Origin of the sequence: Gracilimonas sp., assembly GCF_040218225.1 — a bacterium.
GTDB lineage: Bacteria > Bacteroidota > Rhodothermia > Balneolales > Balneolaceae > Gracilimonas.
The window spans coordinates 68,906-85,203 of sequence record NZ_JAVJQO010000008.1; the positions used below are offsets into that span (position 1 = coordinate 68,906).

Annotated in this window: 14 protein-coding genes; 3 read left to right on the forward strand and 11 right to left on the reverse strand. The window is 41.8% G+C overall.

The window, feature by feature from the left end; translation table 11 throughout:
- Positions 1-2 precede the first annotated feature (2 nt).
- The 3 genes from RIB15_RS11620 to RIB15_RS11630 all read left to right on the forward strand — a co-directional run bounded on the left by RIB15_RS11620 (position 3) and on the right by RIB15_RS11630 (position 6,364).
- The gene (locus tag RIB15_RS11620) at positions 3-947 is read left to right on the forward strand and encodes a glycoside hydrolase family 17 protein (RefSeq protein ID WP_350202328.1); all 945 of its coding nucleotides are present in this window, start codon (positions 3-5) and stop codon (positions 945-947) included.
- A 119-nt stretch (positions 948-1,066) separates the two neighbouring features.
- The gene (locus RIB15_RS11625) at positions 1,067-3,439 is read left to right on the forward strand and encodes a T9SS type A sorting domain-containing protein (RefSeq protein ID WP_350202329.1); all 2,373 of its coding nucleotides are present in this window, start codon (positions 1,067-1,069) and stop codon (positions 3,437-3,439) included.
- Between the two features lie 225 nt (positions 3,440-3,664).
- Positions 3,665-6,364, forward strand: a complete 2,700-nt coding sequence (locus RIB15_RS11630; RefSeq protein ID WP_350202330.1) for a LuxR C-terminal-related transcriptional regulator — start codon at positions 3,665-3,667, stop codon at positions 6,362-6,364.
- 109 nt (positions 6,365-6,473) lie between these two features.
- Here RIB15_RS11630 and RIB15_RS11635 read toward each other — a convergent pair whose 3' ends face one another.
- The 11 genes from RIB15_RS11635 to thrS form a co-directional block, all read right to left on the reverse strand.
- Positions 6,474-7,160 carry a tetratricopeptide repeat protein gene (locus tag RIB15_RS11635; RefSeq protein WP_350202331.1) on the reverse strand — a complete coding sequence of 229 codons (687 nt, stop codon included), beginning with the start codon at positions 7,158-7,160 and terminating at the stop codon, positions 6,474-6,476.
- Between the two features lie 70 nt (positions 7,161-7,230).
- Positions 7,231-7,923, reverse strand: a complete 693-nt coding sequence (locus RIB15_RS11640) for an ABC transporter ATP-binding protein (RefSeq protein ID WP_350202332.1) — start codon at positions 7,921-7,923, stop codon at positions 7,231-7,233.
- A complete protein-coding gene (locus tag RIB15_RS11645) occupies positions 7,923-8,738 on the reverse strand; it encodes a TIGR00282 family metallophosphoesterase (RefSeq protein WP_350202333.1) in 816 nt (271 codons plus the stop codon). Before RIB15_RS11645 ends, RIB15_RS11640 begins: the two co-directional genes overlap by 1 nt.
- 30 nt (positions 8,739-8,768) lie before the next feature.
- The gene (locus RIB15_RS11650; protein WP_350202334.1) at positions 8,769-9,062 is read right to left on the reverse strand and encodes a cell division protein ZapA; all 294 of its coding nucleotides are present in this window, start codon (positions 9,060-9,062) and stop codon (positions 8,769-8,771) included.
- Complete coding sequence (locus RIB15_RS11655; RefSeq protein ID WP_350202335.1) at positions 9,059-9,313, reverse strand: hypothetical protein; 255 nt, start codon at positions 9,311-9,313, stop codon at positions 9,059-9,061. The genes RIB15_RS11650 and RIB15_RS11655 overlap by 4 nt, the downstream gene beginning before the upstream one ends.
- An 11-nt stretch (positions 9,314-9,324) precedes the next feature.
- Positions 9,325-11,733, reverse strand: coding sequence for a phenylalanine--tRNA ligase subunit beta (gene pheT, locus RIB15_RS11660; RefSeq protein WP_350202336.1), 2,409 nt, complete (start codon positions 11,731-11,733; stop codon positions 9,325-9,327).
- Positions 11,734-11,750: 17 nt separating this feature from the next.
- Positions 11,751-12,758, reverse strand: a complete 1,008-nt coding sequence (gene pheS, locus RIB15_RS11665) for a phenylalanine--tRNA ligase subunit alpha (protein WP_350202337.1) — start codon at positions 12,756-12,758, stop codon at positions 11,751-11,753.
- 323 nt (positions 12,759-13,081) lie between these two features.
- Positions 13,082-13,429 carry a 50S ribosomal protein L20 gene (gene rplT / locus RIB15_RS11670; protein WP_350202338.1) on the reverse strand — a complete coding sequence of 116 codons (348 nt, stop codon included), beginning with the start codon at positions 13,427-13,429 and terminating at the stop codon, positions 13,082-13,084.
- 19 nt (positions 13,430-13,448) lie between these two features.
- Positions 13,449-13,649, reverse strand: a complete 201-nt coding sequence (gene rpmI / locus RIB15_RS11675; protein WP_255135856.1) for a 50S ribosomal protein L35 — start codon at positions 13,647-13,649, stop codon at positions 13,449-13,451.
- 75 nt (positions 13,650-13,724) lie between these two features.
- Complete coding sequence (gene infC, locus RIB15_RS11680; RefSeq protein ID WP_350203075.1) at positions 13,725-14,267, reverse strand: translation initiation factor IF-3; 543 nt, start codon at positions 14,265-14,267, stop codon at positions 13,725-13,727.
- 18 nt (positions 14,268-14,285) lie between these two features.
- On the reverse strand, positions 14,286-16,229 hold the full coding sequence (gene thrS, locus RIB15_RS11685) for a threonine--tRNA ligase (RefSeq protein WP_350202339.1): 1,944 nt from the start codon (positions 16,227-16,229) through the stop codon (positions 14,286-14,288).
- Positions 16,230-16,298 lie beyond the last annotated feature (69 nt).

Below are 16,298 nucleotides of genomic sequence, written 5' to 3' on the forward strand. Positions count from 1 at the left end.
TCATGAATAGCTTTAGTAAAATAGGAATCAATTCTGGCAGAGCTATCTGCTACTCTGGTTATAGAAAAGGTCAGCGGCCGGGTGTGTCATTTCCAGGTTATGAGGAAGTGAAAGAGGACTTACTTCTTCTTGAAGGGCATTGGAAGTATCTGAGACTCTACAACTGTGATGAACATGCACAAACAGTTTTGGATGTAATTCAGAAAGAAGGGATGGAGTTTAAAGTGATGCTGGGGGCTTATATCGAAGCCGAGATGAACAACTTCAATTGTCCGTGGGGAGGTGGAGTGTATTCTGAAAAGCAGCTGGATAAAAATGCCTGGATGAATAAGGAGAAGATCATTCGCCTCACCGAATATGCAAATCAGTATAAAGACATCATCTTTTCATTGTCTGTAGGTAATGAAGCTTGTGTTGATTGGACGGATCACTATGTACATGAAGACAAAGTGCTGGAATATGTAAAAATAGTGAAAGCTAACGCAGACCAGCCTGTCACATTTTGTGAAAATTACGTGCCCTGGTTACTAAAGCTGGAAGACCTGGCCGAAGCTGTTGATTTCATATCCATACACACTTACCCGGTTTGGGAGTATAAGCACATCGATGAGGCTATTGATTACACAAAACAGAATTACTACTCCGTCCGGGAAAAATATCCTGAGACACCGGTTGTCATAGCTGAAGCAGGTTGGGCTACCAAGTCTAATGGCAATGGAATTGATCCCTTAAATGTGAGTGAAGATCACCAAAGAAAGTATTTCGAACACTTAATGAATTGGACGGCAGAGGAGAATATCCTGGCGTTCTTTTTTGAGGCTTTTGATGAAGATTGGAAAGGTTCGAACGAACCCTTAGAACCAGAGAAACACTGGGGGCTTTTCAATCTGGATAGAACGCCTAAACAGGCAGTTCAGCACATCATTCACACTGGAATTGATGTCTAATATCAACACTTAAAAATAAAGTTATCAAGCATCAACACACTAAAAAATCAGAAAATAGAATTAACGTTACTAATCATAAACTTATAAAGTATAGAATCATGAAAACAACAATACTAACAATGTTAACATTTGTCCTGATGGCGATGTCCAATTTGGCAATTGCTCAGACTGCGCCAGCGGCCCCTGATGGATTTGTGGCGAATGGTAGTGGAGCAGGTTCCGGTCAGGTATTTCTGGCAGTAGGGCCTAATAATGTGGAGGCAGATACCATCGAGTATCGGCTTTTCTATTCGGAAACGGCCTCAGCACCTGCTGACCCTACCACGGCTACTGAATATACCTTTGGCTCAACGGCCGGAGATGGCGGAGGAAATGCCGCATTTGGTTTTCTTCTTTCCGGATTGAATCCAGGTGTAGAATATACCTTCTGGCTTTACCAGTATGATACTGCCAACGAAGTGTATTCAGATCCTGTCAGCGCTACACAGGCAGCTGGTGGCGGTGGTGCTACCGGAACACCAAATGCCCCTGCGGGATTTGTGGCGAATGATAGTGGAGCAGGTTCCGGTCAGGTTTTTCTGGCAGTAGGTCCTAATGATGTGGCATCGGAAAATGTAGAATATCGTCTTTTCTATTCAGCAACGGCTTCAGCACCTGCTGACCCTACCACGGCTACTGAATATACCTTTGGCTCAACGGACGGAGATGGTGGAGGAAATGCCGCATTTGGTTTTCTTCTTTCAGGACTGGATCCGGGAGTAGAGTATACATTCTGGCTATACCAATATAATAGTGCAGAGGAATTATTCTCAGAGCCGACCAGCGCTACACAAGTTGCCGGTGGAGGTACTACTCAGGAAGGAGAACTGTTGACCAACGGTGATTTTGAATCAGGAAGGGCTCCATGGACCGATACTGCTGGTGAAATCAGAACTGAAGGTGGCAACAGCTATTTCTTTGCTGATGTGCAATCAGCAGGGCAGCCTTTTGATGTAAACCTTAGCCAGGTCGTTGAAATTATTCAGGGTGGAACATATACACTTTCGTTTGATGCTTCTACTGCAACAGGTCAAACAAGAACCATGATTGCCGGAATTGGCTTAAATGAAGGTCCTTTCACATCTGCAACTGAAACGGTTGAGCTGACTGGAGAAACACAGACCTTTACCTATGTGTTGTCATCAGCAGGTTTTGGATCCGCAAACAGCCGGGTATTATTCGATATGGGAGCTGCAACAGGTATAGTTGTTATTGACAATGTATCTCTAATGCCTGGTGGCGAAATTCCTCCTGTCGAAGTTGCGGCACCTGAAACAGCTGCACCAGCACCTCCGGCAAGAAGTCCTGAAGATGTTATTTCTTTATTTAGTGACTCATACACAAATGTCGATGTAACAACCTGGTCTACTGAGTGGAGTGAAGGTACAACTAATACCGACATTGAAATTGCCGATGGTGATACTATCAAGCGATTCGATTTGGTAAACTTCAGTGGTATTCAATTAGCTAATTCAATCGATCTCACTGAATTCACCCACATGCACTTTGACTATTGGGTGGCTGATGATCTGAACGCAGGAGAAGTATTCAGTCCTAAATTGTCCAATCATGGTAATTTACCTGAAACAGCGGGTGAAACAAGTGCGATTGAGTTTACCAATCCTGTGACTACTTCCAAGCAGTGGGTTTCATTTGATGTAGCTCTGGATGAATTTTCAATAGCCGGTGGTGCATCTGCTGCACGAGATAAAATCTATCAAATTATTATGGGCGCTGCAGGTACACTCGATAACGTCTATATCGATAACTTTTATTTCTATAAAACATCTCCGGCCACCATTGAATCATTCTCTCTTGTTGCACCAGCTGATGGCGCTTCTTTAAGTCTTACAGGAGAGGCATCTACTGAGGTTGAAATTTCATGGAGTGAGGCAGAATCTAATCAGGATGTATCATATACATGGCACGCCGATGCTCCCGAAGGTGATTTCTCAGATCCTCTGTTAAGCATTCCTGCTGACAATAATGGTGCAGGTACTACTCTTACACTAACTTATCAGGCACTTGATGATGCGCTTGCTGGTCTGGGTGTTGAAGAAGGTGGGTCAATTGATATAATCTGGACTGTTACTGCAACCGCTGGAGACAGTACCCGTTTTGCAGAAATGCCTTACGATCTATCTCTTACAAGGGGAATGCTTACTTCTAATGAAGTAGAAACAAGTCCTGATGAATTCGCACTAGATCAAAACTATCCGAACCCATTCAACCCTACTACAAATATATCTTACCAGATTCCTAGTGTTGCTGCCGTAACACTTACTGTGTACGATATTACAGGTAGAGAGATTGCACGATTTAGTGAAGGACGTAAGGCCCCGGGTTCTTACTCAGTAACTTTCGATGCTTCTAACCTATCAAGTGGTATGTATATTTACCGCATAGAAGCAGGTAATTTTACAGCAACTAAAAAAATGATGCTTATTAAGTAGACGGATCTTAATTCATCATGTATAATTAAACCGGTCCTTCTATGGACCGGTTTTTTATAATCAGTAAACAGATCAATACATTTATAACCGATTTTTACTACAATAATAAAATCACGATGAAATGTTTTCGGCAAATAAAAGATTTAAAAGTTCGAATAGCATTTAAAAAATGAGTTTATACTAGTGCAAAGAGATTGATAAATTTGGAATAAATAGCTGATTACATTGAAAGTTTTTACGGCATATTTTTTGATTTCCTTAGCAAGTTTTGCTTCAGCTATAGCTCAGTCCATTCCAGAGAAAGGAGTCCCGTTACTGGAAAGCTTTACACCAGTCGATTATCATCATAAAGGGAAAGTATGGGATATTGATACAGCACCCAATGGCCTTGCTTATATGGCTGCAGATGAAGGTTTATTGGAATACGACGGTAAAACCTGGAAATATTATGTGGGAAGTGAAGGAATTACCCGATCTGTCGTTGTTGTAAACGACTCTATCCTATATACCGGCTCAGATCTGGATTTTGGAATTTGGAAGAAAAATAGATATTCAGAATTTGAATACACTTCTTTATATCCCTTTAAAGAAGACTTGACCAATTCAAGTGAAGAGTTCTGGGATGTTTTTATTGTTAATGAAAGTCCTTTTTTCATCTCAGAGAAAAATATTTATATCTACAAAAACCAAAATCTTACCAAGGTTCCTGCTCCTGGCAGAATCCTGGAAAGCTTTCGGTTTGGCAAAGAGATTTATTTAGTAGAGGAAACGGAAGGCTTACTTCGGTTGGAAGATCTTTCTCCGAAAAAGATATTTGATCTAAACAGTACCAATGATGTTGGAATTGTTGGGATGTATGAGAACAGAGAAGAAAAAGTTTTCGTATCCCAAAATTCTGGTCTCCTGGCTTTTGAAAATGGGCAATTAACTGCAATCGAAAATGAAATATCTCAGGAATTGAGAGCAGCTAATGTTTTCAGCTTTGAAAGAATAGGAGAGTCTTATCTGGCATTTGGTACTATTCTAAATGGGCTTTATATAACCGATTATGAGGGCAATCTTTTACATCACATAAATAAAAGTAAAGGACTTCAAAATAACACCATCCTGAGTATGCATTACAGCTCAAACGGGAAGTTATGGTTGGGGATGGACTATGGACTTTCATATGTAGATTTGAGCAATAACTATACAGTTATATATGACAACAGGGGTAATTTTGGGACAGCGTATAGTGCTGTTCTTAAAGGCGATACTTTTTATTTGGGCACAAACCAAGGGCTCTATAAGGCTCGTTGGGAAGAACTTAATAATAGCAATGAGTTCTATGATTTTGAATTGATTGAAGGAACTGAAGGTCAGGTTTGGTCGCTGAATGAGATTAATGATGAAATATGGATCAGCCACGATAGGGGCCTATTTACTATCAGGAATGATCAAATTGCAAGGGTTAGCGAAAGGCGTGGATTTTGGATGGTTGAACCTTATGAAAATTATTTGCTGGCCGGCACATATAATGGGATTTCAATTTTTGAGAAATCAGGAAATCAGTGGAACTACCTGCGCCAAATGGAATTAATAGCAGGTTCTTGCAATCAGCTATTCATTGATGATCAAGATTATTTATGGGTTAACATTCCCAATTTTGGCGTTATCAGGGCACACATCGATGACAGCCTTTATCCGGAGAATAGAGAGATCTTTGAATCAGAGCAGTTTGTTGGTTCAGACCACTATATTGAAAAAAATAAGGATGGAATTTTTGTTATTACCGATCAATACAGGTACGAATACAATGTTAATGAAAACAGATTCACCGAAAGCCCCAGGCAAGAAGAAAATACCAGGATCAAAGACCTGTTGCTTAGAAACGGACGTTCTTCGTACCTGAATGACCAGTACGAATTTTTCCCGGTTTATAATGGCTTTGCCTTAAGAGATTTAAATATGAGCTCGGGATCTGAAGAACCCGATTCTTCCCTAAAATTAATCTTTAGAGACGCATGGGCTTTCAACAATGACGAAAGGAAGCAAACTTATGAGGGTTCAGAGATATCCTATAGGTTTAATAATCTAAGGCTGGAAGCGATTGCTCCGAATCAAGAAAATGTACTTTATCAATTCTGGTCCGATAAGTCAGGTAGCTGGACGGAACCAAGCCCCAATAACACGTTTGAAATAATTGGCTTGAGTTATGGTAATCACATAGTGAAATCCAGAGCGATTATAGAGGGTAATTTTACAAGTGAAGCCACTTTTTCCTTTGATGTGATGCCTCCATGGTATCGTACATGGTATGCTTACGCTGGCTATGCTCTTTTACTCGTTGCATTATTTTATCTCTTGTATTTATGGTTGACTATATCTTTAGATAAGCAGAAAAAGCATCTTTTAACCGATCAACGAAAATCGTTAAAAAAGCAGCAACAGCGGTTTCAGGAGCAGCTTAAAAGAGTAGAACAGGAGAAATTAAGGGCGGAGTATAAAAACCTGAAATCAGAGTTTAAGACCAAAACTATTGAATTAGCCACAAAGGCTAAAGAAAACGATGAAAAGAATAGAATTCTGAAATCGTTAAAGAAAAAGCTCGAAAAAATAGATGAGAACCCAAAATCATTTAAACGCAGGTATGGTGAGATAAAACAAATTATCGAATCACATATTGGTACAGAAGACAATACTTTTGAGATTCAGATCGATCAATTACATCAGGAGTTTTTTGAAAAGTTGAGAGAAGATTTCCCTGATTTAACCCGATATGATCTTAGGTTATGCGCTTACATAAAAATTGGATTTGATTCCAAAGAGATATCTGATCTGCTGAATATAAAACCTTCAAGTGTATACATAAGTCGCTCTAGGGTGAGGAAGAAGCTTAATATAAAATCAGACGAAGACTTACATGGATATCTCAATTCGATTTAGAGACAACGGAAAAACCAGAAAAGGTTAGTCTCAGCAATCAGAATAAGTCACAAAAAAAGGCTTCTGAATTCAATCAGAAGCCTGTGTAATAAAATAAGAGATGTTTCCACTAACTTGCAGCAGCAATCATGCCTTTCAGGCGCTGTGATTCTGCAATTTGTCCGCTCTGTGGATATTCGTCAATAATCTGAGTAGCGATTTCACCAGCTCTTTCATAGTTACCGCCCTGATAATAAGCCTGTGCAGCTTCCAATAGGTTGGATGGGGTAGTAACACTATTTTCATTCCAGTTGGCAGCCTGTATGAATTTCTCGGCTGCTGCTTCATAACTTTCGTTGGTCATCAGAAGTTTGCCGTGAAAACTTAATGGGCCTACGCCCAGGATGCCTTCCGGTACATCAAACTCTTCCATGAACATAAGAGCATTTTCAATATCACCGAGTTCATAACTGGAAACAGCTGCATAGAAATTAGCTATATTTCCGGCACTTGTTCTTGGGAATTCTTCTGCAATTTGATCAAAACCATAAGTTAACTCAAACTCATCACCGTAAAGAGCATTTTCGTATTCAGCCTGGTTGTAGTAGTTCTCGGCTACCGACAGTAATTGCTGAGCCTCTTGTTCCTGTGCCGATGAATAGTAGTTATATCCTACAATACCGCCTACGACTACAACCAGGGCAATAGCCACGGTAGTGATAAAGCTTTTGTTTTCGCTTACATAATTCGCCGCACGGTTGTAATTTTCAATTAGCGGATCGGATTCTAATTCTTCTTTTGAAAGTCTTTTCGACATGTTTATCTAATTATAATAGCTGTGATTTTAAGGATGTAAAAATAGGACTGTTTTAGGACTTCCCAAAACCCTAAAGTGATTCTAAAACACCATTTTTTAATTCAAGGATAGTATCTGATTTACCGGCGATATCCTTTTCGTGTGTAATCAGTAATACGGAAACCCCCATTGCTTCTCTGAGCTCAAACAACAGATCTAAAATGATATCGGTATTCTCCTGATCCAGGTTTCCGGTAGGTTCATCAGCAAGAATTAAACGCGGATTGTTCATGAGCGCACGCGCCATAGAAACACGTTGTTGTTCTCCACCCGATAATTGGGTAGGGCGGTGGTCAGACCGCTCAGCAATACCGAAAAGCCCGAGTAATTCATGAGCACGTTCGTAAGCCTCTCCCGAAGAATTACCGGCTATCAATGCAGGCATAGCTACGTTTTCCATCGCGGTAAATTCAGGCAGCAAATGATGAAACTGGAATACAAAACCGATGTATTTATTACGGAAGTCGGCAAGGTCATCCGCTTTATATGTTGAAATATTACTTCCATTCCAAAATACTTCGCCTTTATCAGCACGATCCAGTCCCCCAAGAATATGAAGCAGCGTACTTTTGCCACTTCCACTGGAGCCCACGATAGAAGTGATGCTAGCCTCATTAATTTTCAGGTTCATGCCCTGTAAAACTTTGAGCTCACCTTTATCGGGCCCACCTGGAAAACTTTTATACAAGTTCTGAGCTTCAAGAACAGTTTTCTTTGTATCCATCAATTGTTCGCTGAGTTATTAAGTCCGGGATAGGTAACGGGCTCAATGTGAACACATTTTCCGGTTTCAATATCAATTTTAGCAAAAGCGCCACATAGCTGGTTATCGCCGGAAGCGGGTTGGTATTTCTGATGGACACCCGTCATAAAGCGCTTGATAGCTACTTTTTTGTCCATTCCTATTACTCCATTTGTAGAGCCTGTCATGCCAGCATCAGTGAGGTAACCAAGCCCTTGTGGAAATATTCTGGCGTCATTGGTTTGTACATGGGTATGCGTTCCAACCATTACCGAAGCTTTTCCATCAATATGCCAGCCCATAGAAACTTTTTCGGCGGTGGCTTCGGCATGAAAATCCACAAAAATGATATGCGTTTCTTCCCTGATTTTTTCCAGCGCCCATTCGGCGGCGGAAAAGGGATCATCAATAGCTTTCATAAAAGTACGTCCCTGTAAATTCAGCACGCCTATTTTGACATTCTTTTTAGGGACTTCATGAATACTGAATCCAAGCCCGGAATTTCCTTTGGGATAGTTTAGAGGGCGGAGGATATGATCGTGTTCTCTCATGTAGTCAAAGACTTTCCACTTATCGAACGAATGATCTCCACCGGTTACAACATGTACTCCTAGATTCAGGAGATTTTTTATAATCTTCCGATTGGTGCCAAATCCTTCGTGAGAGTTCTCGGCGTTGGCAATTACAAAGTCGGCATCGTACTTCTTAATAAGACTGGGCAAGAAGGTATTGGTCATTTCAATTCCGGGATCTCCAACGATATCGCCAACAAAAAAAATGCTGATTGTATCAGCCAAAATATACTCCTGCTATTTTATGGGGGATTATTATTCTCTGATTTCGGTAAGTAAGCGCTCAAGGCTGTGATTCACACGTTCCATCAGTACTTCTTCGTTATCCTCTAACTCGGTATTTGCATTACGGGCCTCGAAAAGCTCTTCAGCAATACTGAGAGCGGCTAACACCATCACGGTAGATTCTGGTTGTTTTACTAACTGCTGCCGGTAGGTTTTGAAACGCTCATCCACAAACTTGCAAATTCTGATCATGGATTCTTCTTCATGATCCTCTACTTTAAGAGGGTATTGTTTGCCGAGAATGGTAACTTTTATCGATTTCATGAATCAACTCCAAGGTGATGATCAATTTTTGAGATAAGTCCCTGCACATGTTGACGTAAAGCAAGACGTTCTGATTCTGTGATAGCAGAAAAGATGTCGGTTTGTTTCTCGTGTTCTTCCTCGAGCTTAGCCTTTAACTTCGCATTGTCTTTTTTGAGCTCACGTATTTCCTGTTTCAGATCTTCCACCTCGGAACCCACTTCATCCAGCAGCTGTCTGAACTTATCGCTTTGTTGTGAAAGTTTATTCATATGCAGGTTTTTTACCCTCTCAGTTTAGCTGAAAAATCTTTTTCCAATGATTTAACAATTTTCTGAATAATAGGTTCTACTTCTTTGATATTCAAGGTCTTGTTAGGATCCAGAAAGTTTAACCTGAAGGCCAGGCTTTTGTTTCCTTTTCCGATAGACTCACCCTCAAAAACGTCAAAAATATCAATGCTTTCCAGCTGATCGCCTGCTTTGTCTTCTATCACTTCCATAAGTTCTCCGGCTGTAACAGACTGTGAAACGATTACCGCAAAGTCGAATTCAAAAGCGGGAAATTTAGGTACGGCTTTAAATCTATTCTCCGGGATAACGGCCAGCGCTTCCGAAATAGCAGATACCGAAATTTCTGCTATAAAAGCCTCCTGCTCAAAATCATAGGCTTCTTTTAAATCATCAGAAGGGAGGAATAGTGTTCCGATTTTCTTATCACCCCAATAGTATTCAAGAGTGGTTTCATTTGCAGTCTTAGATGACAGATGATCCAGCAAATTCAGCTTTCTGAAGAACGCATGAACCAAAGCTTTCAAGTCAAAAATGGTGTATGACTCCGCTTCTTTTGACCAGCTGTCCTGATTTTTCAATCCTGCCAGTCCAAGCAGAACATGCACTTCTTCCTTAATGCCTTCGTAATAGGTTCCTTCTTTATCCGCATTGAATACATGGCCCAGTTCAAAGAACCGAACACCAGCTCTTTTGCGGTTGAAGTTATAAGAGGCTGATTTCAGAAATCCGTGCAGCAGGGAAGGGCGCAGGGTGCTCATATCCTTATTTAAAGGATTCAGTGCAGAAATCATATCATCGAGCTCACCAAAGTGTGAAGCTTCTTTCTCAGAGATCAGTGAGTTGGAATAGATTTCACGCAAGCCTAATTGCAGGCAGGTATTCCTGATTTTTTGGTTGAGTTTTTCCCATTCGTTAATCGGCTCTGAGGAAACATAAATACCGTGCTTCGGAGCGGGAATTTTATTGTAATCAAAGAGTCGTCCAACTTCTTCGATCAAATCTACTTCGCGCTCTAAATCCGGGCGGAAAGTCGGAATTTCAAACGTAATCGTATCATCATCACGTTTCACTTCTTTCAGCTCTAAGCCTTCCAGAATGGTTGCAATGGTTGATATATCAAAATCGGTTCCCAACAGACGGTTGGCGTAGCTTTTTCTGAGAGTAAGCTGATGCGTTTCTGTTTTGGTCGGGTGAATGTCTACCGTTTCATCAGAAATCTGTCCGCCTGCAACATCGGCAATGAGTTGAGCAGCACGTTCGGCTGCGATGGCCTGCAAATTCGGGTCAATCTCCCGCTCAAATCGATAGGAAGCATCGGTTTGCAGGGTTTGCTCTTTGGCTGTTCTGCGGATGGAACCCGGGTCGAAATAGGCACTCTCGATAAGAATGTCCGTGGTTTCATTGCCAACTTCGGAATCCACACCACCCATCACACCGGCAATGGCTACCGGACCTTCACCATCACAAATAAACAAGGTACCGGGAGTGCATTTTCGTTTTACGTGGTCGAGGGTTTCAAACTCAATTTCTTTGCTGAAATCTTTAACAACAATCTCTTTCCCACGAATAGTTTTGTAATCAAACGCATGTAAAGGCTGCCCTAATTCATACATTACATAATTGGTTACATCTACTACATTATTGACCGGGCGAACGCCTATGGCTTTCAGCTTATTTCGAAGCCAGCTTGGAGATTCCTTGATTTCCACACCCCTGACCATCTTTCCAACATACCGATGGCATTTCTCCGGGTTCTCAATTTTAATGGTGATGTCATCTGAATCCTGAACGGTCTTGCCTGATGTAATCTCAGGTTTTTTCAAGTCAATATTCAAGGCCGCTGACAGGTCTCTTGCAACACCTAAATGGCAGGTTGCATCGGGCCGGTTTGGAGTAATGGCAATGTCGATGATGGTATCTTCGTACAGATCAAAAATTTCTGAAATGGGAGTTCCAATCTTCAGATTTCCATCGAGCACCATAATTCCGTCGTGATCTGTTCCAAGACCGAGTTCATCTTCCGCACAAATCATTCCTTCTGAAACTTCACCGCGAAGTTTTGCCTTTTTGATTTTTAGAAATGAACCGTCATCCAGTTTGATCGGAAGGGTTGAACCAACTGTAGCCACAGGCACTTTTTGTCCGGCCGCCACATTCTTGGCTCCGCAAACGATCTGAGTCTTGGAATTGCCAAGGTTTACGTCACAGATTTGAAGTCTGTCGGCATTGGGATGAGCCCTTACTTCAAGTACTTCTCCAACAATCACACCTTGCAGAGAGCTTCCAAAGGATTCTACTTCTTCAACTTCCAATCCTATGAGCGTTAGTTTTTCAGCGGTTTCTTCCGGTGAGAGGGGAAGATCAATAAATTCTTTTAGCCAGTTGTACGATACTTTCATTAAAGCGAGTGAGGTGTTTAGTTAAACTGTTCGAGGAAGCGAATGTCATTTTCGTAGAAGGTGCGGATGTCGTCAATGCCATGTCTGAGGATAGCAATTCGTTCAACTCCCATACCCCAGGCAAAACCGGTATATTTCTCCGGATCCACTCCAGCGTGTTTGAATACATTGGGATCAACCATGCCGGAGCCTAAAATCTCCAGCCATTTCCCATCTTTTTCTGATCCCCACCAGATGTCCATTTCTAAACTAGGCTCAGTGAAAGGGAAGAATCCTGGACGCAGGCGGTATTTAACATCGGTACCAAACATCAGCTTGGCAAAGGTTATGAGGGTTTCCTTCAGGTCGGCTACACTTACATTTTCATCTACGTAAAGAGCTTCTACCTGATGAAACAAGAAATAGGATTTTGGTGATACTGCTTCATTCCGGTAAACACGTCCGGGCATAATGGCTCGGATTGGTGGTTCGGTATTTTCCATCAGCCGTATTTGAACCGGGGAAGTGTGTGTCCTTAACACCAAGTCCTGAATATCCGGGTCATCGCTCTTTTTAATAAAAAAGGTATCCTGTTCATCGCGAGCGGGGTGATTTGGCGGAAAGTTCAGCGCTGTGAAATTGTGAAAGTCATCTTCGATTTCCGGTCCGTCTGCAATCGTAAACCCAAGCCGGTAGAAAATGGATTTCATTTCCTCCAGTGTCTGTGTTAAAGGATGAAGAGATCCCAGCGGGTAGGAAGGAGGAGTTAAAGTGATATCATCTTTGGCACTCAGATCCTTGCTCTCATTTTTTTCCAGTGCAGCTTTAGCATCTTCAAACTTCGATTCAGCCAGTACTTTCACCTGGTTCATCGCTTTTCCGACTTCAGCACGGTCTTCTTTGGGGACACTTCCCATGTTCTTAAACATGGACTGTACTTTCCCGTTTCTGGATAGGAATTCGAGGCGAAAAGCTTCAAGCTCATCTTTGTCCGTTATTTCAAACTGCTGAATTTCTTGTTCTAATACTTTTATTTCATCAAGCATGCGATGCTTCTTCTATTTATTAATATGACATTCGCTACAACGTATAGCGTTATTAGCGAAGGAATAGTCATCTCGCGGCGTATGCCCGAGATCTTGATTTCATGGAAACATCAAGATTCCTGCCTTCGCGGGAATGACTTAATTCAAAGAACTATTGGTCCGTTGCGACGCTGAGCGTGCTTAGCGAGGGAAAACCTATTTTGACTTGTTCCGCACACTTGCGCCGGAATTTTCGTGTATTCAAAAATTAGTTCCCAAAAATAAAAAAACCGGCAAACCTTATAAAAAAAGATCTGCCGGTTTATACCGTTTAATATATGCAATTAAGCAGTGGCTTCCTTAACAATAGCAGCAAACGTATCTGCATCGTGTACGGCGAGATCTGCAAGGACCTTACGGTTGATCTCCATATTCTTGGTTTTCATCCCGTGGATGAATTTAGAATAGGTTGTACCGTTTAATCTTGCTGCCGCATTGATGCGGGTGATCCATAATCGACGGAAATTACGTTTACGATTCTTGCGATCGCGGTATTGGTACAGAAGACCTTTTTCAACCGCATTTTTTGCAATGGTGTAAACGTTCTTACGCTTGCCCCAGTAACCTTTCGCTTGATCAATGATCTTTTTGCGACGGCGACGGGAAGCCACCAAATTTAATGAACGTGGCATTTTGTCGTTAGTTTAAAAATTAAGATTGATAAGGCAGCTGTCGTTTGATAGACTTCTCATCGGCTTTGTCAACCAATGTGTCTTTTCCGAGCTGTCTTTTAGTTTTACTACTTTTCTTTGTCAGAATGTGACGCTTATAAGCTTTTTTACGCTTAATTTTACCGGAACCGGTAACCTTAAACCGCTTTTTAGCACCACTATTACTTTTCATTTTTGGCATGGAAATCCACCAACTTTTGTGAAAATTTAAAGACTTATAAAATAGGGAGATTTGTATCCCTGTGCAACGAAGGAATTAACTTTTAGATGGGGAAAGCATCATGATCATTCTGCGGCCTTCCATATTGGGTTTTGATTCGATCTTGCCCACATCAGAAAGGTCTTTAGCAAGCTGCAGAAGGAGTAATTCCCCCTTTTCAGTGTAGAGCATATCACGCCCACGGAACTGCACCGTTGCCTTTACTTTATCGCCACCTTCCAAAAATTCACGTGCGTGGCGGGTTTTGAATTCAAGATCATGGTCGTCCGTGTTCGGACGGAAGCGCAATTCTTTAACAGAAATCGTATGCTGTTTTTTCTTCGCTTCTTTCTCTTTTTTCTTCTTTTCATACATGAATTTCCCGTAATCAATCACCTTGCATACCGGGGGCTTGGCATTAGGGGCGACCTCTACGAGATCCAATTCATAAGATGCAGCTATCTGCAGAGCGCGTTCAGCTGTCGTAATTTCATGCTCTTCATCCGGTTTAATCACCCGAACTTTAGCAGCATTGATTTCTTCATTAATTCGAGGACGATCCTCATTTTGCGGTCGTCTCTGATAGTTTCTTCTTGCGATAGTAACCTCGTTGTTTAGTTAGTCTTTAGGTAAAGCTTTAGTTTGAATTTCTTCATTTACATCTGAAAGAAAATCAGAAAAATTGAAAGTTCCAATATCGCCTTTCTTATGGCGACGAACGGAAACGGTCTCATCTTTGACTTCCTTACTACCCACTATTAACATATATGGGATCTTACTCGTTTCAGCATCTCGGATTTTTCCTCCGATTTGCTCACTTCTGGAGTCCAGCTCAACCCGAACCCCAAGTTCATTCAATTTCTCGTAGCAGTATTCAGCATACGCATTTTGCTCATCAGAAATAGGGAGAATGCGCACTTGTTCCGGGGCAAGCCAGAGCGGGAAGTTCCCGGCAAAGTGTTCAATAAGAATACTGGTGAACCGTTCCATGGATCCAAATGGTGCGCGGTGTATAATAACCGGCCGGTGTTTTTCATTATCTGAACCGACATAGGTCAGGTCGAATCGTTCAGGCATCACATAATCAACCTGTACGGTTCCAAGCTGCCATTTTCGGCCGATTGCATCACGGATTATAAAGTCAATTTTTGGTCCGTAGAAACTCGCCTCACCGGGAGCAACATGGTAGTCGAGCTCCATTTCATCAGCTACTTCACGAATTTCTTTTTGAGCACGGTCCCAATATTCAGTATTACCGCCATACTTCTTCTCATTATCGTCGCGGTAGGAGAGGCGGATATCAACCGGCATTCCAAAAGTATTAAATACAAACTGAGTGAGCTCAATGGTATTTCGGATTTCTTTCTTCAGCTGATCGTGTGTACAATAAATATGAGCATCGTCTTGCGTGAAACCACGTACGCGTGAAAGTCCGCTTAGCTCACCTGACTGCTCGTATCGATAAACCGAACCAAACTCAGCCAATCTCAGCGGTAAATCCCGGTAACTGCGTAACTCATTGGAATAAATCCGGTGGTGATGGGGGCAGTTCATGGGTTTCAGCATATACTCTTCGTCATCCACCTGCATAGGATTGTATTGCGAATCCTGATAATACGGGTAGTGACCAGAAGTTTTGTATAACTCAATGTTTGCAATGTGCGGGGTGATGACTTCTTTATAGCCACGTTTTTTCTGCTCGTCACGAAGGAAAGCCTCAAGCGTGCGACGCAGTACCGTACCGTTTGGAAGCCACATCGGTAAGCCACTGCCTACCATATTGTCGATCATATAGATTCCCAGCTCTTTACCGAGCTTGCGATGATCCCGTTTTTTGGCTTCTTCAACCCGGTTGAGGTGCTCTTCCAGCATTTTTTGTTTTGGGAAGCTGATACCGTAAATACGGGTCAGTTGCTTGCTTTCATTATCACCGCGCCAGTATGCACCGGCCAGACTGGTGAGCTTAACCGCTTTCACATCTCCGGTGTTAGGAATATGAGGTCCCCGGCAAAGATCAGTAAAATCACCTTGTGAATAAAAAGTGATGGTACCATCTTCGAGATCCTGAATCAGGTCAACCTTATATTCATTTCCTTTTTCTTTATAGAAGTCCAGTGCTTCTTTTTTTGAAACATCCTTTCGTTCAAATTCTGACTTCTTCCGGGCCATCTCAATGAACTTATCTTCAATCCGGGGCAAGTCTTCCTGGGAGATTTGATTATCGCCAAAATCGATATCATAATAGAAGCCACTTTCGATGGGCGGGCCGATTCCAAATTTGGCGTCTGGATATAGTTCCTGAACCGCTTCTGCGAGCAGGTGAGCAGAAGAATGCCAGAAGGTATATTTACCATCTTCACTATCCCAGGTGTTGATAGCGATTTCAGCATCTTTAGTAATAGGGCGATCAAGGTCTGTAATTTCACCATCTACAGTAATACTAAGAGCGGCACGGGCTAAGCCGGATGCAATAGACTGTGCTACTTCTAACCCTGTGGTTCCTGATGAATATTCTCGTTGACTTCCGTCGGGTAATGTGAGCGTAATTTTTTGGTCTGCCATTCAGTGTTTAATTCTCAGAATTTCTTTAACACTGGAAGATAAAAAAAATAGTATGTACACACAGGCTTA

Bases quoted from the DNA above. Each gene is read 5' to 3' on its own strand.
- RIB15_RS11620 (WP_350202328.1), top strand. From the start codon at position 3: ATGAATAGCTTTAGTAAAATAGGAATCAATTCTGGCAGAGCTATCTGC.
- RIB15_RS11625 (WP_350202329.1), top strand. From the start codon at position 1,067: ATGTTAACATTTGTCCTGATGGCGATGTCCAATTTGGCAATTGCTCAG.
- RIB15_RS11635 (WP_350202331.1), bottom strand. From the start codon at position 7,160: ATGTCGAAAAGACTTTCAAAAGAAGAATTAGAATCCGATCCGCTAATT.
- RIB15_RS11640 (WP_350202332.1), bottom strand. From the start codon at position 7,923: ATGGATACAAAGAAAACTGTTCTTGAAGCTCAGAACTTGTATAAAAGT.
- RIB15_RS11650 (WP_350202334.1), bottom strand. From the start codon at position 9,062: ATGAAATCGATAAAAGTTACCATTCTCGGCAAACAATACCCTCTTAAA.
- RIB15_RS11655 (WP_350202335.1), bottom strand. From the start codon at position 9,313: ATGAATAAACTTTCACAACAAAGCGATAAGTTCAGACAGCTGCTGGAT.
- pheT (WP_350202336.1), bottom strand. From the start codon at position 11,733: ATGAAAGTATCGTACAACTGGCTAAAAGAATTTATTGATCTTCCCCTC.
- pheS (WP_350202337.1), bottom strand. From the start codon at position 12,758: ATGCTTGATGAAATAAAAGTATTAGAACAAGAAATTCAGCAGTTTGAA.
- rplT (WP_350202338.1), bottom strand. From the start codon at position 13,429: ATGCCACGTTCATTAAATTTGGTGGCTTCCCGTCGCCGTCGCAAAAAG.
- rpmI (WP_255135856.1), bottom strand. From the start codon at position 13,649: ATGCCAAAAATGAAAAGTAATAGTGGTGCTAAAAAGCGGTTTAAGGTT.
- thrS (WP_350202339.1), bottom strand. From the start codon at position 16,229: ATGGCAGACCAAAAAATTACGCTCACATTACCCGACGGAAGTCAACGA.